This is a genomic window from Collinsella sp. AF08-23 (assembly GCF_003479805.1).
Classification (GTDB): Bacteria; Actinomycetota; Coriobacteriia; order Coriobacteriales; family Coriobacteriaceae; genus Collinsella.
On the sequence record NZ_QUHV01000002.1, the window covers coordinates 151,516 to 172,653 of the forward strand.

The following is a 21,138-nucleotide window of genomic DNA, read 5'->3' on the forward strand; positions in this document are numbered from 1 at the left end:
GCGAAGCGCGCGGACTTCGGGTCGTCTTGCTATCTGAATGCGGCGCCAAGCGCGCGGCGGAGCCTCGCAATGCGGAGGTGCCTCGCGGAGAAGTGGCGCCTCGCAATGCGGCGGCGTCCCGTGGGGCAGTGGCGTCCCGTGGGGTGGCGACGTTTTGCTGGGCAGCGGTGTCTCGCTGGGCAGCGGCGTCTCGCGGGGCGCTGAAATCATGGTGTTTGGGGCTCTTCTGCGTTTTGCCAGTGGCTATTCTAGGGTGCGCCGGGGCCTTTTCTGGGTTGCCGGGGCCTTTTGCGCGGCTCGGGTGCGTGGATGCAGGTGCGGTGCCGTGTGCAAATACGCAAATGTTGGCCTAAAAGAGGACGCTCGGAGTAGAGCAAAATCCCGCACCGCGTCTACCTGCATGTTTGCAAAGTCATTGACGCTGTCTACTCGGGTTTTCGGAAAAGCAGTCAACATTTGCGTATTTGCAGGGTCAAAGGTTCCGTCACGACGCCTCGGTATACTGGATAGGCTCAAAAGACGGCGGCCCGCAGGCCCGTCGATGATGTGTTTTGGAGAGAAGTCATGAACGATCAGCCTGATCTGTGGGGCATGCAGGCCGCTGCCGCTGCGCCCGAGCCCGATTACGTTCCGCTTGAGGCGTATGGCGTGGTGGCGGTGCCCGAATCCGCACCAGTGGACTACGTTCCTGCAGACTACGTGCCCGTTGACGTCCCGGCATCCGCCCCGATTCCCGTTTCAGCCCCTGCCGCGCCCGCCCGCCCGCTTGTGGACATCGACTCGCTCAATCCCGCCCAGCGCGAGGCGGTCCTCACCACCGAAGGGCCGTTGCTTGTGCTCGCAGGCGCCGGCTCCGGCAAGACGCGCGTGCTCACCTTCCGCATCGCGCGCATGATCGGCGACCTCGGCATTCGCCCGTGGCAGATCCTGGCCATTACCTTTACCAACAAGGCCGCTGCCGAGATGCGCGAGCGTCTGGCCGCCATGCTTTCCGACGGCGGCATGCGCGGCATGTGGGTCTGCACCTTCCACGCCATGTGCGTGCGCATTCTGCGCGAGGACGCCGACTTGCTGGGCTACACCGGCCAGTTCACCATCTACGACGACGATGACTCCCGCCGCATGGTGCGCGAGATCATGACGCAGCTCGGCATCGAGCAAAAGCAGTACCCCATCAACATGATCCGCTCCAAGATTTCCACGGCGAAGAACGCCATGATCGGCCCGGAGGAGTTCATCGAGAAGGCAAGCTCCCCGCAGGAGCAGAAGGCGGGCCAGGTGTACCTGGAGCTCGAGCGCCGCCTGCGCGCCGCGAACGCCATGGACTTCGACGACCTGCTCGTCCGCACGCTCGAGCTGCTGCGTACGCGCCCCGAGGTGCTGGAGAAGTACCAGGAGCGCTTCCGCTACATCAGCGTCGACGAGTACCAGGACACCAACCACGTCCAGTACGAGATCGCCAATCTGCTCGCCGCCAAGTACCAGAACCTCATGGTCGTGGGCGACGACGACCAGTCCATCTATTCCTGGCGCGGCGCCGACATCTCGAACATCCTCGACTTCGAGAAGGACTTCAAACAGGCCAAGGTGGTCAAGCTCGAGCAGAACTACCGTTCGACCGGCCATATCCTCGCCGCCGCCAACGCGGTGGTGCGCAACAACTCGCAGCGCAAGGACAAGCGCCTGTTCACCGACCTCGGCGACGGCGAGAAGATCCAGTCCTACCAGGCGAGCGACGAGCGCGATGAGGGCCGTTGGATCGCCTCGGAGATCGAGAAGCTGCACGTTGGTGGCATGAGCTACGACGACATGGCGGTTTTTTACCGCACCAACGCGCAGTCCCGTATCTTGGAAGATATGTTCCTGCGCGCGGGCGTGCCGTACAAGATCGTGGGAGGCACGCGATTCTTCGACCGCGCCGAGATCCGCGACGTCATGGCGTACCTCAAGATGATTGTGAACCCCGCCGACGAGATGAGCGTCAAACGCGTTATCAACACCCCGCGCCGCGGCATCGGATCCACCTCCATTTCCAAGATCGAGGACCTTGCACGCACCAACCGCTGCTCGTTCTTCCAGGCGTGCGAGATCGCCACGGCGGAGACGGGCATGTTCTCCGCCAAGGTTCGCAATGCCCTGGGCGACTTTGTCTCGCTCGTGCGCGAGGGGCGTCGCATGGACGGGGAGCTCAAGGATGTTGTCGAGATGATCGTCGACAAGAGCGGCCTTATCCAGGCATTCCGTGCCGAGGCGACGATGGAGGCGGAGAGCCGCGCCGAGAACATCCAGGAATTCCTGGGCGTCGCCGCCGAATTCGAGGAGACGCACGAGGACATCGAGGGCACGCTCGAGAGCCTCGAGGAGCTGCGCGCCGCGGGCGTCGCGGGAGTGCCGGAGGCGGGTGCCGTCGGTGGTGCTGGTGGTTCTGCTGGCGCCCTGGGTGCCGTCGGTGCCACGGGTGCCTCGGCCGCTGCGGGGGCAGGGACATCGATGCAGTTGGATGACGCGACGGCTTCGGCCGCCGGTGCGCTCGCTGGCGCATTGGCGAACCCTTCCACGGCGCCCGCCTCCGCTCCGAACGCCGCCGCCATCGCCGCGACGGAGGTCGAGCGCATGTACGGCCCGCTCGCCTGCAAGGCCCTGCCCGCCCTGCTCGAGTGGCTCGCTCTGCGCAGCGACCTCGATGCACTGGCGGGGGAGACCCACGCCATCACGATGATGACGGTGCACTCCGCGAAGGGCCTGGAGTTCCCGGCGGTGTTCGTTGCCGGTATGGAGGAGGGCATCTTCCCGCATGTCGCCGGCTGGACCGATGACGACCCGGCCAAGCTCGAGGAGGAGCGCCGCCTCGCGTACGTGGCCATCACGCGCGCCCGCAAGCGTCTGTTCCTCACCTACGCCGCCACGCGCCGCACCTACGGCTCCACCCAGGCAAATCCCCGCTCTCGCTTCGTGAACGAGATCCCGTCGGAGCACATCGAGTTCTCCGGGATCGGCTCCTCCGGTTTTGAGGGCACGGGCTGGGAGAAGCGCGGCGACCGTCGCGGCACGTTCGGTTCCGGCAAGGGCTCCGATATGTACGGCGGGCGCGTGTTCGGCTCGTATACCCGCTCGACGCCCGGCACGCAACGCCGCACCGCGATCAGCCCCGACGCCGGGCGCGTGGGTGCTGTGGGTGCAGGCGCGGGAGCGAGCTCGGCGCCCCGCAAGCCGTCGACCTTCGGCTCCGGTGCGCCCCGACCCAAGAAGGCCAGCGTGTCCGCCACGGTCGAGCGCGAGCGCGACGCAACTGCTGCTGCCACGAGTTTCGCGGCGGGCGATCGCGTGAGCCACAAGACGTTCGGCCCGGGCACGGTTATCTCCGCCGCTGGCGATATGATCGAAGTCCAGTTCGAGCGCTCCGGTCAGACCAAGAAGCTCATGAAGGGCTTCGCTCCCATCGTCAAACTGACCTAACGGCTTCTCGTGGCACCCGACCCGCCGTTCAAACGTCGGCTGCCGTGCACAACGTGTTCGACTCGCCTTCAATCGTCGGGCGCCACGAACAAACGCGCGCTCTTCGTTCGCGCTAACCTCGGGCTCTACGGATTCCGTTTTAGGGCGGGGCGCTCCCCAAGTGAATTGCGCCCCGCCCTCTGCTTTGCATAGATAATTGGATGTGTTGCATCGCGCAACGTACCGCTTGCCGAGAAAAAGCGACCGTTGCTGGGGTGCGAATTGCCCATTGAATCTATATGTTTATGTGCATGCGACAATCATGCGGCTATGCATGCAGAGTGATTGAGCAGGATGACGAGGGGAGGCGGGTCGGCGCAGGCCGGCCAATGGGACTCCTGTGGGTTCTGTCACTCGGCATGCCGGAGGCTCGCAGAAAGGAGCATGTATGGTTCGAATGCATCTCAATATGTATAAGGGAGGTGTAAGCCGGAGACTTGCTGCCATCGCGCTGCTTGCATGGGCGCTTTGTTGCGCTTTGGGACCCATGCGTGTGTTTGCTGTTGACGGAGTGGTCGATACTGTGAACGTCAACCACCTGCTTGGTGGGACGGCGACCGCGAGTGCCTACGAGGACAACGACGATAAGCTCAAGCCCGACCATGCCATCGACGGCAAGACCGATACGCGTTGGTCGAGCAGCTCGGCAAAGCCCAACAGGGACGATACAACCTGGCTTGCCGTCGACCTCAAGCAAGCCGCCAAGCTGCAGTTCTTCGACATCCAGTTCGAGGGGCGCACGGTTGCGGTCAAGCCCAGCAACGTAAAGGGCTTTGATATTCAGTATCAGACCCCAGGCAGCGACGAGTGGAAACTGGCCAAGACCGTCGAGAACGTCAAGAGCGGCGATGGTTACGAGACTCACGTTCGCGTGATGCTTGACGAGCCCATTGTGGCCTCCAAGGTCCGCCTGACTAATTTCGACATCGTCGCGGGCGACACGCAGTGGAACGGCGTGTCCGTGGTCGAGCTCGCTGCCTACACGAATGAACAGGCCGTGACCCAGTCGCTTAGCAGCGTGGTGAAGGACCTGGAGCAGATGGGGGAGCAGACCATTGCGCTCGACGCCGCGTCCATCTCCCTTCCCGAGGTCCCCGAGGGTTTCAGCGTCCAGTTGAATGGAGCGGACTTCGAGCAGGTCATCGGTGATGACCTGAGCGTGGTTCACCCTCTGGTCGATAAGGTCGTGCAGGTATCGTGGAAGGTGACCAAGGACGGCAGCGATGAGACCGCCGAGACCAAGGACATCCCCTATGTGGTGAAGGGCGCCAAAACGCAGGAGCAGGGCAAAAACGCCAAGCCCTCCGTTGTGCCCGAAATCCAGGAGTGGTTCTCCGACTCGACGGCCAAGCTCTCCCTCGACACCGTGACCGCGATCACCTATTCCGATGCCTCGCTCAAGGCAATTGCCGAGGAATTCGCAGATGACTACAAGACCTTTACCGGTCGCGATCTGACGATCGAGCAGGTCGGCGCAAAGGCCGGCGCGTTCAACTTCACGCTGGCGTCCCCCGAGGGCGATGCACTTCTTGGGGATGAGGGCTATGCCATGACCATCGATGCCGACAGCATCGACGTGGTGGCGCCCGCCGTGACCGGCAACATGTACGCTATGCAGACCATCCTACAGATGTACAAGCTCGACACGGCCGGGTTCCCCGTTGGCCAGATGCGCGACTATCCGCGCTTCGAAGTGCGCGGCTTCATGTGGGACGTGGCGCGTAAGCCCGTGTCCCTCGACATGATGAAGAACGTGACGCGCACCATGCGTTACTACAAGATGAACGACTTCCAGGTCCATCTTTCCGACAACCTGATCTTCCTCGAGGATTACGGCGCGGAGGAAAACCAGTGGCAGGCCTATAGTGCCTTCCGTTTGCAGACGGATGTGGCCAATGCCGAGGGCGAGACCCCCACGGCAAAGGACTACTCCATTACCAAGGACCAGATGCGTGACTTCATTCAGTCCGAACGCGCCCTTGGCATGAACATCGTCCCCGAGATCGACATGCCCGCGCATGCTGTGGCCTTTACCAAGGTGTGGCCTGAGCTCGGCGTGCACAACACCAGGGTCACGACGGCTGGGAACACGACGCGTTCCGCTATCGACCATCTCGATGTGACCAAGCCCGAGACCATGGAACTCATCAAGGATATCTTCGATGATTACACTACGGGCGAAAACGAGGTTTTCGACGACGAGACCGTCGTGCACATCGGCGCAGACGAGTTCATCATCCCCAACGGCCGCCCGGCATATTGCAGCTTCTATAACGACCTCGTGCCGCACCTCAAGGCAAACGGCAATACCGTACGCGTATGGGGCAGCTTTGACAGCAGCTACCTGCAGGGTGGTGGCACCGAGCCCGGTCCTGAGGGCATCGAGGACGTTCAGATGAACATCTGGTCTCTTGGTTGGGCGAACCCTCGGCGCATGCACGATAAGGGCTTCGATCTTATCAACATCCTCGATTCCTATGGCTACATGGTCCCCAATGGTGGCGGCAATCGCGGTGCATACGGCGACTACCTCAACTCCGAGGGGCTGTACAACTCGTTCGATCCCAACAACTTTGGCGGTACCGTGCTGCCATCTGGCGATAAGCAGGTGCTGGGATCCGCATTCGCCATCTGGAACGACAATATCGACACACGCGCATCCGGTCTATCTGAGGCCGACGAGTTCACGCGCTTCTTCGATGCGATGCCTGTGTACGCAGAGAACAACTGGGCTGCTACCGGCAAGGAAAAGGGCGAGGGAAGCAAGGGGTATCAGAACCTTCGCTCTCTCGTGGAGACGGCCGGCTACGGTCCGGGCGTGAATCCGTACGGCGAGGCTTCCCTCAAGGGCGATTCCTACGAGGAGTTCGACTTCGAGCAGGGCCTCGACGATGTGAGTGAGAACGGCCGCGACCTTACGGAGGGCAAGAACGCGGAGGTGGAGAACGGCAAGCTCACATTGAGCGGTGGCGAGTCCTATGTTGACGGTGCGATCGACAAGATTTCGACCGGCACCTCGCTCTCCTTTGACATCGAGCTCACCGAGCCTGCCTGTCCCGGCGATATCCTCTTTGAGGCCGATGCGCCGTACGGCACGTTGGATATTCGCGTAATGGACGACGGGCGGCTTGGCTTTACGCGCGAGCTGTACAACTACTACTTCGACTATAAGCTGCCGGTGGGCAAGTCGGTCCACGTTGAGATTGTCACCAGCGTGCAGGAGGCAACGCTCAAGATCGATGGTGAGGCCATCGGGACGGCACGTGGCAGCTTTTACAACGTCGATGCGGGCAAGGTGACCAAGGAGGGCATTACCAATGCCACCTTTACCCTGCCTCTGCAGCGCATAGGGTCCAAGACGCAGGCGATCGCCGCGACTATGGACAACGTGGTGGTCAAACCTGCCGTCGAGGAACCCGAGATCGATGAGTTCAACAAGAAGGGCTGGACGGCAACGACCAATAGCCAGACCCTTCAAGGCGAAACCGCCGGCGGCCACATCGAGCACGCCTGTGACAACGACGATGCCACCATCTGGCATTCCAATTGGAAGGACGTAACGGAAGGTAACGCCGACGGGCACCTGTCCGTGACGAACCCAATCTACGCTGAGATCGACTTCGGTAAGGGCTATCTCATCAATCAGTTCTCCTTTACGCCGCGTAAGGGCCAAAACAGCGGTCAGGTGACCGAGGCGAATCTGTTCATTCGCACGGAGAAAGATGGGGAATGGAAGCAGGTCGTCAAGGGCGCCACGTTCAAGGCGGATGGTTCCAAGAAGACCATCTCGTTCGACGAGCAGACAGTGTACGGCGTGCGCTTTGAGGCGACCAAGTCCAATGACGAGTGGGTCGCCGTTTCCGAGTTCGACATCGCCAACAAGCCTGCACCTGCAAGCACGGTGTACGCGCGCGGCATGAGCTATGTCGCCGCGCAGGACGGGTCGCTTGACATGTCCGCGGGTGAGTTGGGTGGTATCGTGACGGGATCGGTCGAGGACGCGGATGCCTCCGACGCCGTGTTCCGGGCGGACGTCAAGCCCGGCTCCAGGGTGACTCTCACGGCAAAGGCCGGCGATGACATGGAGTTCGTGGGTTGGTTTGCCCCCTGTTCAAGCGAGCCTCTGAGCGAGGAGACTTCCTATGAGGTTGCAGCCGACTACAGCGTTGCGCTCGAGGCGCGCTTTAAGCGCTCCGATGAGACGCCTGCTCCCCCTGTGCCTACGACTCATACGGTGACCTTCACGGTTGATGGTGAGCAGTATCACAAGGTTGAGGTGGCCGATGGCGAGACGGTCGCGGCGCCGCAGGATGATCCGGTTAAGGACGGCCACACCTTCAAGGGCTGGTATCTCAACGGCGAGCTGTATTCGTTTGAGACACCCGTGACGAGCGACCTGACGCTCGTTGCGAAGTTCTCGAAGAATGACGCGCCGTCTGAGAAGCCGGGCGAGAAGCCCGGGCAGGGCTCGACGCAGAAGCCCGATTCTGGGTTGCCCCAGACGGGTGATAGCTCGATGCTCGTGATTGGTGGCGTTGCGGTGGCTGCTGTGGCTGTAATCTCCGCTGGCGTTATTGTGAGGCGTCGCAAGCAGTGACTGCTGCACGCGCGTAACGTTACCTGATCGCCGATGATAGGGCGGGGCACCCTGAGGGTGCTCCGCCTTTTCATGTTGTGCGTCGCCGTGCCTCGTCGCAATGTGAGCGCCTTCCGCTCATGTCAAATGTTGACGCTGTGTTAATCCGTTGCATTGTGGGGTGCTGAACGCATAATCTCGCACGCCTCGTGCATATTGTGAGAACTACTCCCCTCTGGTAAAGTACGAGCACTACGGCGGAATCGCGGGAACGGGGAGACTATGACTACTGGTAAGTTGACATCGAGGCAGTCCCTATTCGTGGGCGTTACCCTCTTTTCCATGTTCTTCGGCGCAGGCAACCTGATTATCCCGCCCTTACTGGGTTTGCAGGCGGGTGAGGCCGTGGTTCCCGCCATGGTCGGTTTCCTCGTTACGGGTATCGGTCTGCCCATGCTCGGCATTATCGCGGTTGGCCTCGCGGGCACTATCCGCGACCTCGCCTCGCGCGTGCACCCGCTGTTCGCGCACGTCTTCGTTGCGGCGAATTACCTGGCAATCGGTCCGTGCCTCGCCATTCCGCGCACCTCTTCCACCTCGTTTGAGATGTTTGAGCCGCTGCTCCCCGCGGGGCTTTCGCTCGAGGTGGCGCGCCTCGTGTTCTCGGTCGTGTTCTTCACCGTTGCCTACCTGCTCGCCATGCATCCGAACGCTCTCACGCGCCTGCTCGGTCGCATCACCGGCCCCGCCCTCATCGCCTTGCTGGTCTTCGTGATCGGTGCCGCGCTCTTCGACCCCGCATCCAGTCTCGAGGCCGCCCATGCTACGTACGCCTCCGCCCCCGCTATGTCGGGCTTCCTCACGGGTTACCAGACCATGGATCTGCTGGCGTCGCTCACGTTCGGCATCGTCATCGCCACGAATATCCGCGAGCTCGGCGTGACGGACGATGCCGGCCTCACGCGCGAGGTTTCCCGCGCGGGCGTATTCGCGGGCGTGCTCATGGGCATCATCTACTGCGGCTTGGCGCTGGTGGGCGTCAACATAGCCGCCGTTCTGCCCGGCGCTACCAACGGTGCCGAGATCCTTGCTGCCTCCGCTGGTCAGCACTTCGGTACGGTGGGCACGGTGGTCGTTGCGGCAATCTTCCTGCTTGCCTGCCTCAATGTGTGCATCGGTCTCATCAGCTGTTGCGGCACGTACTTCTCCGACGAGTTCCCGCGCATTCCATATCGCGTGTGGGCACTGGGTTTTGCCGTGTTCTCCTGCGTGGTGTCGAACTTCGGGCTCGATGCCATCCTCACGTTCTCCGTCCCACTGCTCAACGCGATGTACCCCATGGCGATCGTCCTGGTTGTGATGGGCATGCTGCATAAGGTGTGCGATGGCATGCCCGCCGTGTGGCCATGCGCCGTGGGCTTAACCGCCGTCGTGAGCATTGCCACCTCTTTGCGCGACGCGTTTTTCACCGGCGCTTGGCTGCCGTTCGACGTCCTGCCCTTTGCCGATTTGGGCATGAATTGGGTTGTGCCCGCACTGCTCGGAGCGTTAATCGGCGTTGTGGTGTCGTTTGCCGGCAAAAAGCCCCAAAGCGCGTCCTAAGTGAGTGCTTTTCCTGCGTTTGTACCCTCCGAATCGTATGAAAAGCGCCTGCTCGGTGAATTGGGTGATGGTGTCGGGCCTCTTGGGCTCCGGGGCCTCCGGGCGATATGCTGCCCATTCGTTTGGCATGATGGCGGCAGGTAGCGGTATAGTTGGAGCCAGCGATTGAGGCGGGCACATGGACCTGCCACACGAAGGGAGCTCCAATGACCGAAAGCAAGCAGTACTACATTGGCATCGACGTGGGAGGCACCTCCGTCAAGGAGGGCCTGTTCGACGAGGACGGCAACCTACTCGGCAAGGTGAGCGTGCCAACCCCCTCTTTGGCCAATGAGGAGGGCTACGCGGCGGTCGTGGGCGGCATCGAGGAGCTCATGGCGTCCGTGCAGCAGCCCATGCTGTTCGTGCGCGGCGTCGGTCTGGCGCTGCCGTGCCCCGTTCCCGCGAGCGGCAACATCACGCTTGCCGCCAACATCAAGATCAACGCCCCCGAGCTCAAGGAGGCACTCGAGTCTCGCTGTCCCCATGCCGCCGTGCGCTACGTGAACGATGCGAACGCGGCTGCCATGGGGGAGCTGTGGCGTGGTAGCGCCAAGGGTCATCGCAGCATGGTCATGGTGACGATCGGCACCGGTTTGGGCGGTGGCGTCGTGGTGAACGGCGATGTGATCGACGGCGCGTTCGGTGCGGGCGGCGAGATCGGCCACATGTGCGTGAACCCCGACGAGACCCGTGTGTGCGGCTGCGGCAACAAGGGCTGCCTCGAGCAATACGCCTCCGCCACCGGCGTGGTGAGCAACTACCTGCATGAGTGCAAGGTCCGTGGCGTCGACCCCATCGAACTTTCCGGCACGAGCGACTCCCGCGCCGTGTTCCAGGCGTGCCGTGAGGGCGACGAGGTCGCCTGGGCTGCCGTTGAAACGATGACCGACTATCTCGCCCGCGGCCTGCAGATCATCTCTGCTGTGGTCGATCCCGAGGTGTATGTCTTGGGCGGCGGCGCTTCTGCTTCTGCGGACGTATATTTGGACAAGCTGCGCGAGAAGTATGCCGCTTGCGCTCTCTCTGTGAGTACCAAGACTCCCATTGAGGTCGCCGAGCTCGGCAACGATGCGGGTATCATCGGTGCTGCGTACGTGGCGCTGCGCGCCGCTGCGTGCGAGGTGTAGACGAGCGTCGTGCACTCGCCGCATGACTGTCCGCTGTCCTGCTCGACGGCGTGTGCGGATCGCTGTAGATGAAGAGGCCGGTTCCAAATGGAGCCGGCCTCTTGTTTTGCATGCGGTGTTTGTCCTCGAACTGCCACATTGGGAGGTTCGAGGGGGGCTTTCTTCCTGTCAGCGCGTCGCGTTGCCCGGGGCGGCGTTGGCCTTGCGCACGGCAAGCTCGGCAAGGACGGTATTGGTAACGAGGAGCGCCGCAATCATATAGGGAATGAGCACCGCTCCACCCGCACCGGCGACGAGCCCAAAGACGGGCGGCACGAGCATGGAGCCCGCATACGCGCATGCCATTTGCAGGCTGACCAGCCCCTGGGACGCCTTGGCGCTAAAGCGCTTGGGCGTGAGGGCGACGATGCTGGGGTAGATGGGAGCACACCCAAGACCCATAAGCAGAATGGAGATACCGGCGGCAACAGGCCCGTCAAACACCAGGAGCGAGAAGATGCCGAGGGTGATGAGCGCTTGGCCAATGCGGATCTGGTTCTCGCTTGTGAGCCATTGGGCAACAAAGCCCGACACGAGGCGTCCGATGGTGATGCCCATAAAGAATTGTGCAACGATGGAAGCCGCCGTTGCCGTGTCGATGGAGCGCGCCATGACGAGGTAGCTGGCAATCCACAGGCCAATGGAGCCCTCGAGCGCGCAGTAGGAGCCAAAGGAACCGATGGAGGCGATGGCACCCGGGAGTCTAAGTAGCTCTCGGTTCGTGAGGGGGCGTTCGCCAGAGGGCTGCTTACGGGGAGCACCGGTGTCAAAGGCAGGTTCGATCGCCGTGCCCTCATTTGCATCGGTCGCCTCCGCGTCGGTTGATTTCCACAGAGGAAGTGAGAGGAACAGGGCCGCCGTGATTGCGGCCTGGATAAGGCCGATACCGAGGTATCCGCCATGCCAACTCAAGGGGCTGGCGAGGGCCCAGCCCATAACGAGCGGGCCCACGCTCGCGCCGACACCCCAGCAGCAGTGTAGCCAGCTCATGTGGCGTGCGCCGTAATGCAGAGCAACGTAGTTGTTGAGGGCGGAATCGATGGCACCCGCGCCTAGACCGTAGGGAATGGCGATGAGGCAGAGCTGCCAGAACGCGTTCGTTGTAGAGAAGCCGAGGATCGCCGCAGCGGTGAGGCCAACCGAAAGTGCGGTGAGCTTGCCGGTGCCGAGCTTGTGGACCAGGCGCGCGGTGAGCAGTGACGAGATGATCGTACAGCAGCTGATGATGATGGAGATGAGGCTTTGTGCGGCAACGGGCGCGGCGAGGTCGACGTGCATGACGGGCCATGCGGTGCCGAGCAACGAGTCGGGAAGGCCGAGCGAGATAAACGTGAGATAGATGACGGCGAGAAGGAGAGAGGCCATTGATGCTCCGGGGTTGATGGGACGAGGTGGACGGCAAGACGTGCTTCGGCGCTATGCCGACAGGGAGAGCCTACAGCCTATGGAAGATCGGCTCCATGTGGTCGAAGGTGCAGAACTCGGTAAAGCCGATTTCCTGCAGGCGCTCGCGCATCATGGGGATGTGCGCGCCAAGGTGTTCGGGCTTGTGCGAGTCGCTGCCGATGGTGAGGATACGGCCGCCGAGGTCGTGGTAGAGGCTCAGGATCTCAACGCTGGGGGTGAGATCGGACAGGCCGTATCGGACGGAGGAGGTGTTGAGCTCGATGCCCTTGTCGCGGCGAATCGCCTCTTCAAGAATTTCCGCCACGATGTCGCGAACGTTCACGTCGGGCCAGGGTCCGAGCGGGTCGTAGCGCTTGATGTGGTCGAGGTGTCCGATAACCGACCAATGGTCGAAGTTCTGGACAACGCGCAGCATCTCCTCGTAGTGCTGCATGTTGTACTGCTCCTGCGTCCTGCCCTCCTGGAACGTTCCATCCCAAAACTCCTGGTCACCAACCTGGTGGATGGACAGGATGATGAAGCCCCATGCATTGGCGTGCTGGTCGAACAGCGTCTGGTACTTGTCGAGCGTGTGCGATTGCACGCCGAATTCCATACCCGTTTTCACCGTGAGCTCCGGTGCAAATCGCTCGCGCGCCCGCTCGATGGCGGGGAAGTAGCGCTCGTAGTCGACGTTGATGGAGGGCTTGCCCTCAACGATCTTGGCGCAGGAGGGGTCGCGGCGGTATTCGTCCCAGTCGGGGCGCACGCCGTAGTCCACGTGGTCGGTGATGCAGATCTCGTCGAAGCCGCGTTCAACGGCGAGCGCGCAGACGTCTTCGAGCGGGAAGACGGAGTCGTCGGAGAAGTCGGTGTGTACATGGTAATCAGCAAGCATGCTGGCTCCAATCAAGAAAGAGAATTCCCCTCGTCGATGGCGAATGCCAATCGAATTGGCCGTGGACATGCCACTTGCAAGGATGCCCGACGAAAAGCCGGTCTCTGCTGGCGCAGCCTGCGCGCGATGCCGCGCCTCGCATGGATCGACGAAGGGGGTGTTGCTATTCCGCACGTATGATACCGTGCTGATAACAGGGCTTCGTCAAAGAGACGGGTGTTTATCGTTAATACAGAGGCTTGCGAGGCGGGGTGACGTCCGCGCGTTACAATGAGAGCATCCATGCATTCGCTACAAGGGAGGAGCCCTCATGGCAAACGTCCTCGTCTTCGGACACCAGAACCCCGACAACGACGCCATCATGTCGTCCGTCGTCCTGTCCCAGCTGCTCAACCAGGTCGAGTACCAGGGCAACACCTACACCGCCTGCTGCTTGGGTCCGCTTCCCGCCGAGTCCGCCAAGCTCCTTGAGGACGCCGGCGTGGCTGCCCCGACGCTCATCGACGCCATCGAGCCCGCTGCCGAGGGCGACGATGCCCAGCTCGTCATCCTGACCGACCACAACGAGCCCGGCCAGTCCGTCACCGGCCTCGAGAACGCCACCATCTTCGGCGTTGTGGATCACCATCGCTTCGGTGACTTCACCACCGCCGCTCCGCTTCACATCGTGGCGTTGCCTTGGGGCTCCTCCTGCTCCATCGTGGCCAAGCTGTTCGAGGTTCTGGGCGTTGAGCCCACGGACACGCAGGCCAAGCTGCTGCTGTCCGCCATGATGACCGATACCCTCATGCTCAAGAGCCCCACCGCCACCGATGTGGATGCCGCTATCGCCGCAAAGCTCGGCGAGCAGCTCGGCGTCGACCCGGTCAAGTTCGGCATGGAGGTCTTCCTCACCCGCCCGTCCGGCTCCTTCACCGCCGCCGAGATGGTCGGCAACGACATCAAGATGTTCGAGGTTGCTGGCAAGAAGCTCCTCATTGGTCAGTACGAGACCGTGGACAAGTCCCGCGCGCTCGGTATGATTCCCGAGATCCGCGAGGCCATGCGCGCTTACCAGGCCGAGAAGGCCGCTGATGGCATTGTGCTCTGTCTCACCGACATCATGGAGGAGGGCTCCCAGGTCCTGCTCGAGGGCGACACCGCCGCCGCGCAGAAGGGTCTCGGTATCGAGGACGTGGCCGAGGGCGTGTGGATGCCCGGCGTGCTTTCTCGCAAGAAGCAGGTCGCTGCCCCCATTCTCGCCGCGAACTAACGCTTCTCCAACAAGCGTGAGGCGCCCTGCAACGCATGTGCGGTGCAGGGCGCCTTTCTATGCCAGAGGTTGAGTTTTGCAATATGGATGCCCGGCAATTATGGATTCGCTCTAGAACCAATAATGGACATATGTCGCTCATATGTGCCCGCTGGGTAGGATAGTTCTCGATGTGAAAAGAGACGGGGAGTGGTATGGACGCACGCGAGCAGCTTTTCAACGAGACGCAGCGCAAGCGCATCGAGCGGCGCGATATTTGGGAACGCATCTCGGAAAATGGAACTATCGCCGCTGCCGTGATGGTTGTGGCGGCGATTGCCGCGGTTATCTGTGCCAACAGTGACGCTTATGAGGCGATTCACCATATCTTGATGGAGCCCATCCACGTGGGCATTGGTTCGCATACGATGGCGATCTCCATCGAGGTGTTCGTAAACGATTTCCTCATGGCGATCTTCTTCCTGCTCGTGGGCATCGAGCTCAAATACGAGATGACGGTGGGCGAGTTGAGGCGCCCGCGTCAGGCGCTGCTCCCCATGCTTGCCGCCGTGGGCGGCGTGGTGGTGCCAGCGACGATCTACATGCTGCTCAATCGCGGAAGCGGTTCGGCACAGGGCTGGGCTATTCCCATGGCAACGGACATCGCGTTCGCTCTTGGCGTGCTCTCGCTGTTGGGCAACCGCGTGCCCGCCGGCGTGCGCGTGTTCTTCTCGACCCTCGCTATTGCCGACGATCTCATCTCCATCGCGGCGATCGCCCTGTTCTACGGTCAGGCTCCCGATCTCATGTGGCTCCTAGCCGCCGCTGTGGTGACCGCATCCCTGTTCATGCTCAACAAGACGCAGCATTACCGCTTGGCGCCTTATATGGTGGGTGGATTCGTCCTCTGGGTGTGCCTGTTCAAGTCGGGCGTGCATGCCACGCTCGCGGGCGTCATTGTGGCGTTCGCGATTCCCGCGCGCTCGGGCATCCGCTTGGACAACCTGACTGACTGGCTGCGCGGTTATATGCCCGACCTGGTCGATTCTTACGATGAGGATGCGCATATCCTGGGACAGCACGACTTCACGCACGCCACCTTGGGTGCCGAGCGCGTTATGCATCGCGTCTCGCCCCCGCTCGTCCGCCTCGAGCGTAAGATCTCGACGCCGGTTAACTTTATCATCTTGCCGCTGTTTGCTTTCGTGAACGCTCAAGTGCGCCTGGTGGGCGTCGATGTGGTGCAGTTGGCATTCGACCCCGTGTCCATGGGTACGTACTTTGGCATGCTGCTGGGCAAGCCCATCGGCATTGTGGGGGTAACATTTCTGCTGGTGAAGCTTGGCATTGCCGAACTGCCAAGCAGGGTGACGTGGCGGCACATCGTGGGCGTTGGTATCTTGGGCGGCATCGGGTTCACCATGTCGATTTTGATCTCGGGCCTTGCGTTCCCCGCCGAGCCCTTCGAGATGCTCGCTGCCAAGGCCGCCATCCTCGCAGGATCCGTGAGCGCCGCGGTAATCGGCATGATTTACATGACGGTCGCCTGCAAAAAGGCGAAGCGCCCCTGACCTTACCGCGCGCATGGAGGCGCGCCTAGCCTTACCGCGCGCGTGTAATGTCGAAAAAAATGAGATTGAAGCCCTTCACTTTCGACATTACACGCGCACAGCGCCTGCATTTGCTCGCGCGCGTTCGCACCACGCCTGATTGCGTTCGTACTGCGCTTGCGTTTGCCTGTGCCCGCATCGCGCCTGTGTCCGTCCGCATTCGCCCGTATTCGCCCACGTCCGTCCGCATCGCGCGCACGCACGCGCATGCACCTCAATTTGGAGCCCATCTCCAATTCGAGGTCCGGCGGGGTGCCCCTGCTGCCTACTCGACCGTGCCGTAGGTGGCGCCCCAGCCGTGCGCGGCGAGGGCGGAGTTGATTTGATCGCACAGCCTCGTGCGGTCGTACGTTCCCGGGGGCACGAGGTTCACGATTTCGAGCAAATCGGGCGCGAGGTCCAAAATCTCGGCCTGCACGATGAGGTCGAGCCGCTCGATTGTCTCGCGCCCGGTGAACAGGCCGTCTACAAGGCGCTGCAGGTCGCCGAACTCCTCGGCTTGAAACATTCCCAGGTGCATGATGGGCTCCTTACTTGGTGGGCGAGGGGTCGTGGATTGGGGCGTCTGTCAAAATCGAGGCGGCATCCGGCGTTGGCGAGGCGTTCGGTTCGGCAGGGGCGTCTGAGGCGATTGGGGCGGTTTGCGACTCAGCTGCTGCCTTGTCCGTGCTCGCACCGGTGCTTGCCGCGCGTACGCGCTCAATCACGCGCTCCATTGTCTCATCGATGCGGTCGCGCTTGAGCTCGCATTCCCAAATGGTGATGGCGGTCCAGTCCAGTGCCTTGAGCTCATCGAGCGCGCGCTGGTCACGCTCGACGTTACGGCGGAACTTCGCTTCCCAGAACTCGACGTTCTTCTTGGGGACGCTTGGATTGCAGTTGGGGCAGCGGTGCCAGTAACAGCCATTGACGAAGATGGCGATCTTGCGTCCGGGGAAGGCGATGTCGGGACGTCCGGGGGCCTTTGCCCAGTCGAGGCGGTAGCCGGTGAGCCCGGCGGCACGCAACCGTTGGCGCACAAGAAGTTCGGGCTTGGTGTCGCGCCGCTTGTTGCCCTGCATGGATTTGCGCACAGCGGCGCGGCGACGGACCAGGGCGGTTTGGCCGGCGGTCAGCTGCGAGGTGTCGATGCCGTCGAGGAGGTCGGGCTTCTTCGGGGCGCGCTTCTTTCGAGCGCGCCTCTTGCTAGCGCGCGTCCTTCCCTCATGCTCCTTGCCGACCTCGTCGCTCGTCTTGGGCTGACGGGCCCCTTCGCCGTTCGATTTCCGCGCGAGCTGTTCGAGGAGTTCCACAAGCTCGATATCGGCCGGCATCCATTCCAGCGTCGCGAGCGAGACCTGCGGTATCCAGCGCAGTTCACGTTGACGGTCGTTGCCCTGAGGCTCCCCCTCATCTTCGGCAATTTGGCAAAAGAAGCAGTTCATCGAAAGATGGAAGTCGGGGTAGTCGTACTCGAGGGTGTAAAAATCTTGCAAGTTAGTGACGCGCACCTGCAGCTCCTCGAGCAGCTCCCGCCTGCACGCTTCCTCCGGCGTCTCGCCGTTCTCAATTTTGCCGCCGGGGAACTCCCACATGCCTGCCATGCTGCCATATCCGCGTTGAACGGCCAAAACTTCGCCACCCTCGCGCTGGATAATGCCCGCCGCCACGCGAACGTTCTTCATGCGCGTCACCTCGCTTTGCGATGCTTCCAATCGCTGCTTCCGTTTTCCACAAGCAACCTTACACGAATGCAACCCTTCTGTAAGCCAAATCGATGGTTGTGCACGGGGGTTGCTGCGAGTATAGGGGTCGAAGAAAAAGACCAGCGCGCCAGTGTGCGCGAGCAGATGGGAAAGGACGCTTACGATGAAGGACATGATGATGAAGATGGACGCCGCGATTGTTCAGGGTGAGCCCGCGCTCGTTCAGGCGAGCATGAGCCAGGTTGAGATGACGGTGTGGCTGTGCGTGATGGCGCTCATGGCATCGGGCATGCTCGCATTGCTTGCGCTGGTAAGCCGCTAGTCAGCTATTTGGCCGCGCTCTGGCAAGATTGTTAAAGAGAGAGGAATGATTCACATGGCATTTGAGGCACAGGCCGCTCCCGTCCTTGAGGTGCGCCACGTCGAGAAGGTATACGGCAGTCGCAACAACGTCACGCGCGCGCTCGCCGATGTGTCGTTCACGGTGAATAAGGGCGAGTTCGTGGGTATCATGGGCGCATCGGGATCCGGCAAATCGACACTGCTCAACTGCGTGTCTACCATCGACACCGTGACAAGCGGCAGCGTCATCATCAACGGGGCGGACGTAACGCGTCTCAAGCAGGCCAAGCTCACGCGCTTCCGTCGCGAGCAGCTGGGCTTTATTTTCCAGGATTCGAACCTACTCGACACGCTTACCGCGCGCGAGAACATCGCCCTACCGCTCACCATCGCGCGCACGCCCGCCAAGGAGACCCTTGCGCGCGTTGAACAAGTGGCACAGCGTCTGGACATCGCGGGCGTGCTCGATAAGTATCCCTACCAGATGTCCGGCGGACAGCAGCAGCGCGTGGCGGCTGCCCGTGCCCTGGTGACCGACCCCGCCGTCATCCTGGCCGACGAGCCCACGGGCGCCCTCGACTCCAAGAACGCCCGCCTGTTGCTCGAGAGCCTCGAAAACATGAACCATGCGTACCAGGCAACCGTGCTTATGGTCACGCACGACAGCTTTGCCGCGAGCTACACCAACCGCGTGCTGTTCATCCGCGACGGGCGCATTTTTACCGAGCTCCGCCGCGGAGACAGCCCGCGCCGCGAGTTCTTCGACCGAATCATGGAGGTCGTGGCCATGATGGGTGGGGAGGGCTCCGATGCTCTGTAAACTCGCTTGGGGCAACGTGCGCCGTGCGGGTAAGGACTACTTGGTCTACCTGCTCACGCTCACGCTTGCCGTCACGGTGTTCTACGCGTTCAACACCATTTCCGTTCAGGCGGATCTGGTGCTTGAGGAAGAGGGCATGCCCGAACTCCTAAGCACCATCATGTCCGGACTCACCATGTTCCTCGCTACGCTCATGGGTTTTCTCATGGTGTACGCGAACAACTTCATCATGAAGCGACGCAAGAAGGAATTCGGCCTGTATCAGGTCCTTGGCATGAGTCGTGGCCAGGTGTCGCGCGTGATGGCCCTCGAGACGGCCATCGTCTCCGGTGCGGCCCTTGTACTCGGCATCGCGCTGGGTGTGGGATTCTCCCAGCTCATGACCTTCTTCACGGCGTCACTGTTCAAAACGCAGATCCGTGACTTCCATTTCTTTTTCTCGGTGCCGGCATTTTTGATCACGGTGGGTTGCCTGGTTGCGATTTTCCTGGTGACGCTCGTGTTCAACCTGCGCGTGGTGCGTCGTGCCAAGGTGATCGACCTCATGAGCGCCGGTCGCAAGAATGAGGCCATCAAGATGCGCAACCCGATCGTGTCCGCGGCGATATTCATCCTGGGCACCGCACTCATCGGCATTGCGTACTTCCGGCTGCTGCGTGACGGCCTGCCCATTGACAGCGCGCCAAGCGAGATCGAAGCCGCCATGAATCAGTTCATGCTCACCACGGGCATTGTGGTTGTGGGCACGATTCTGTTCTTCTTTGGTCTGTCCGGGTTCTTGCTCAAGGTGCTCCAGGCCGCGCGCGGTCTGTATTGGAGGGGCCTTAACATGTTCACCGTGCGCCAGCTGTCCGCAAAGGTGAACACGATGAGCTTTTCCATGGCCATCATCTCGATGATTTTGTTCCTAGCCATCACGAGCGTGACGGGCGGCATGTCCATTGCCAGCGTGATGAACACGAGCGTGGAGCGCAGCACGATCGCCGATTATTCGCGCGTGGTTATGTACCTTGGCGAGAACGTGGTGAACGACCCCACATATACGGGCGACATACCCATGAAGCTTGCGACCGAGCCCGTGGACATCCTGGAGCTGAGCCGGAGCAACGTCATCGATAAGGGCACATCCGAGGAGCGCCCCTTCGACCTTGCGGGCATCTTGGGTAGCCACGTCCAGGTGGAAATCTACGACTCGCGACCGATAGGCACCAAGTTACCGTTGGTGAGCCTGAATGATCTTGCCGCTGCGGTGGACATGCCCATGCCCAAGGGCACGAACTCGAGTAACGCGAGCATGATGGGCCTGACGGTCATGAAGGAGAGCGACTACAATCGCTATCTCGACTTCCGTGGTAAGGAGCACGTCGACCTGGGTGATGATGGCTACCTCATCACGAGCGACATGGGCGAGTCGGTGAACAAGATCTACAACGCCGACATGCGCGAGGGCGTGGAGATCGAGCTTGGCGGACGCGTGCTTCGTCCCGTCGCCGCGAGTGTGGACGAGGCCGCGAGCTCCTTCTTCAACTCCTCGATGGGCAGCAATTCGGGCACAATCGTCGTGCCGGACGAGCTGGTGGATGCAAGTGGCCTGCCGCTGTACGCGAGCTACTTCTTGGGCGACTACCGCGAGGGCCTCACGTACGACGAGACGGAGGGCTACGTACGTCAGGACCGCTCGTGGGATCAGATCCTGAACGCAGACGGGTCCGAAAGCGCGATTTGGGGCATGGAGGCCACGCGTGCCCAGAGCTACGAGTCCACGAACTCCATGAACGGTCTCATCAGCTACCTGGCCATCTATATCGGCTTCGTGCTTGTGGTGGCATGCGCGGCGATTCTCACGATCCAGCAGCTCTCGGGCGTGGCAGACTCCGGCAAGAACTGCCGCATCCTATCCGAGCTGGGCACGTCCAACCGCGAGATCATGCGCTCCGTTTTGGTGCAGCAGGCGATCTTCTTTGTGTTCCCGCTGCTGATGGGTGTTGCGCACTCCTTCGTGGCGCTGCAGGTGGTCATCGAGATCGTGGCGCTGTTCGGCGGCATGTCGATTGGCGGGACCGTGGGTGTGACGTGCGGCATCTTCCTGCTGTGCTACGGCGGCTACTTTGTGGTCACGTATTTCATGAGCAAGGGCATTGTCCAAGATTCGATTCGCCTACGCCATGCGCAATAGGCACTCGGGCGGCGCCTGCGAGGGGTTCCCGTGCGCAGGCGCAACGTCCTGTTCGCTCTGGAGGCGTTAACGCTTCACGGAGAGGTTGTATTTGTACCGATGTGGGAGG

13 protein-coding genes are annotated in these 21,138 nt (G+C 61.7%); 9 read left to right on the forward strand and 4 right to left on the reverse strand.

Annotated features, from left to right (window positions below):
• Positions 1 to 564: 564 nt before the first annotated feature.
• The 4 genes from DWV48_RS02000 to DWV48_RS02015 all read left to right on the forward strand — a co-directional run bounded on the left by DWV48_RS02000 (position 565) and on the right by DWV48_RS02015 (position 10,842).
• A complete protein-coding gene (locus DWV48_RS02000; RefSeq protein WP_233546053.1) occupies positions 565 to 3,456 on the forward strand; it encodes an ATP-dependent helicase in 2,892 nt (963 codons plus the stop codon).
• A gap of 427 nt (positions 3,457 to 3,883) precedes the next feature.
• On the forward strand, positions 3,884 to 8,092 hold the full coding sequence (locus tag DWV48_RS02005) for a family 20 glycosylhydrolase (RefSeq protein WP_118652922.1): 4,209 nt from the start codon (positions 3,884 to 3,886) through the stop codon (positions 8,090 to 8,092).
• A 261-nt stretch (positions 8,093 to 8,353) separates the two neighbouring features.
• Positions 8,354 to 9,673: a branched-chain amino acid transport system II carrier protein gene (gene brnQ, locus DWV48_RS02010; protein WP_118652924.1), complete on the forward strand. Its 1,320-nt coding sequence runs from the start codon at positions 8,354 to 8,356 to the stop codon at positions 9,671 to 9,673.
• 206 nt (positions 9,674 to 9,879) lie between these two features.
• Positions 9,880 to 10,842, forward strand: a complete 963-nt coding sequence (locus tag DWV48_RS02015; protein ID WP_118652926.1) for an ROK family protein — start codon at positions 9,880 to 9,882, stop codon at positions 10,840 to 10,842.
• Between the two features lie 168 nt (positions 10,843 to 11,010).
• Here the strand turns inward: DWV48_RS02015 and DWV48_RS02020 are convergent, their stop codons facing one another.
• Together DWV48_RS02020 and DWV48_RS02025 are read right to left on the reverse strand one after the other, a co-directional pair.
• Positions 11,011 to 12,246 (reverse strand): sugar MFS transporter, encoded by a 1,236-nt coding sequence (locus DWV48_RS02020; protein ID WP_118652928.1) that lies wholly within the window; start codon positions 12,244 to 12,246, stop codon positions 11,011 to 11,013.
• A 70-nt stretch (positions 12,247 to 12,316) separates the two neighbouring features.
• Complete coding sequence (locus DWV48_RS02025; RefSeq protein WP_118652930.1) at positions 12,317 to 13,165, reverse strand: histidinol-phosphatase HisJ family protein; 849 nt, start codon at positions 13,163 to 13,165, stop codon at positions 12,317 to 12,319.
• Positions 13,166 to 13,475: 310 nt separating this feature from the next.
• On the opposite strand from DWV48_RS02025, the gene DWV48_RS02030 reads away from it, so the two are divergent.
• Both DWV48_RS02030 and nhaA read left to right on the forward strand, forming a co-directional pair.
• Positions 13,476 to 14,417 (forward strand): DHHA2 domain-containing protein, encoded by a 942-nt coding sequence (locus tag DWV48_RS02030; protein WP_118652932.1) that lies wholly within the window; start codon positions 13,476 to 13,478, stop codon positions 14,415 to 14,417.
• Between the two features lie 194 nt (positions 14,418 to 14,611).
• Positions 14,612 to 15,967 (forward strand): Na+/H+ antiporter NhaA, encoded by a 1,356-nt coding sequence (gene nhaA, locus DWV48_RS02035; RefSeq protein WP_118652934.1) that lies wholly within the window; start codon positions 14,612 to 14,614, stop codon positions 15,965 to 15,967.
• Between the two features lie 304 nt (positions 15,968 to 16,271).
• On the opposite strand, the gene DWV48_RS02040 is transcribed toward nhaA, so the two are convergent.
• Both DWV48_RS02040 and mutT read right to left on the reverse strand, forming a co-directional pair.
• A complete protein-coding gene (locus DWV48_RS02040) occupies positions 16,272 to 16,526 on the reverse strand; it encodes a hypothetical protein (RefSeq protein WP_118652936.1) in 255 nt (84 codons plus the stop codon).
• A gap of 10 nt (positions 16,527 to 16,536) precedes the next feature.
• The gene (mutT, locus tag DWV48_RS09350; protein ID WP_233546055.1) at positions 16,537 to 17,670 is read right to left on the reverse strand and encodes an 8-oxo-dGTP diphosphatase MutT; all 1,134 of its coding nucleotides are present in this window, start codon (positions 17,668 to 17,670) and stop codon (positions 16,537 to 16,539) included.
• 184 nt (positions 17,671 to 17,854) lie between these two features.
• On the opposite strand from mutT, the gene DWV48_RS09255 reads away from it, so the two are divergent.
• From DWV48_RS09255 to DWV48_RS02060, 3 genes are read left to right on the forward strand one after another with little or no spacing between them, the layout of a single operon-like run.
• Positions 17,855 to 18,013 carry a hypothetical protein gene (locus DWV48_RS09255; protein ID WP_199588839.1) on the forward strand — a complete coding sequence of 53 codons (159 nt, stop codon included), beginning with the start codon at positions 17,855 to 17,857 and terminating at the stop codon, positions 18,011 to 18,013.
• Between the two features lie 54 nt (positions 18,014 to 18,067).
• Complete coding sequence (locus tag DWV48_RS02055; protein WP_118653055.1) at positions 18,068 to 18,853, forward strand: ABC transporter ATP-binding protein; 786 nt, start codon at positions 18,068 to 18,070, stop codon at positions 18,851 to 18,853.
• Positions 18,843 to 21,029 carry an FtsX-like permease family protein gene (locus DWV48_RS02060; RefSeq protein WP_118652938.1) on the forward strand — a complete coding sequence of 729 codons (2,187 nt, stop codon included), beginning with the start codon at positions 18,843 to 18,845 and terminating at the stop codon, positions 21,027 to 21,029. The genes DWV48_RS02055 and DWV48_RS02060 overlap by 11 nt, the downstream gene beginning before the upstream one ends.
• Positions 21,030 to 21,138: the final 109 nt, after the last annotated feature.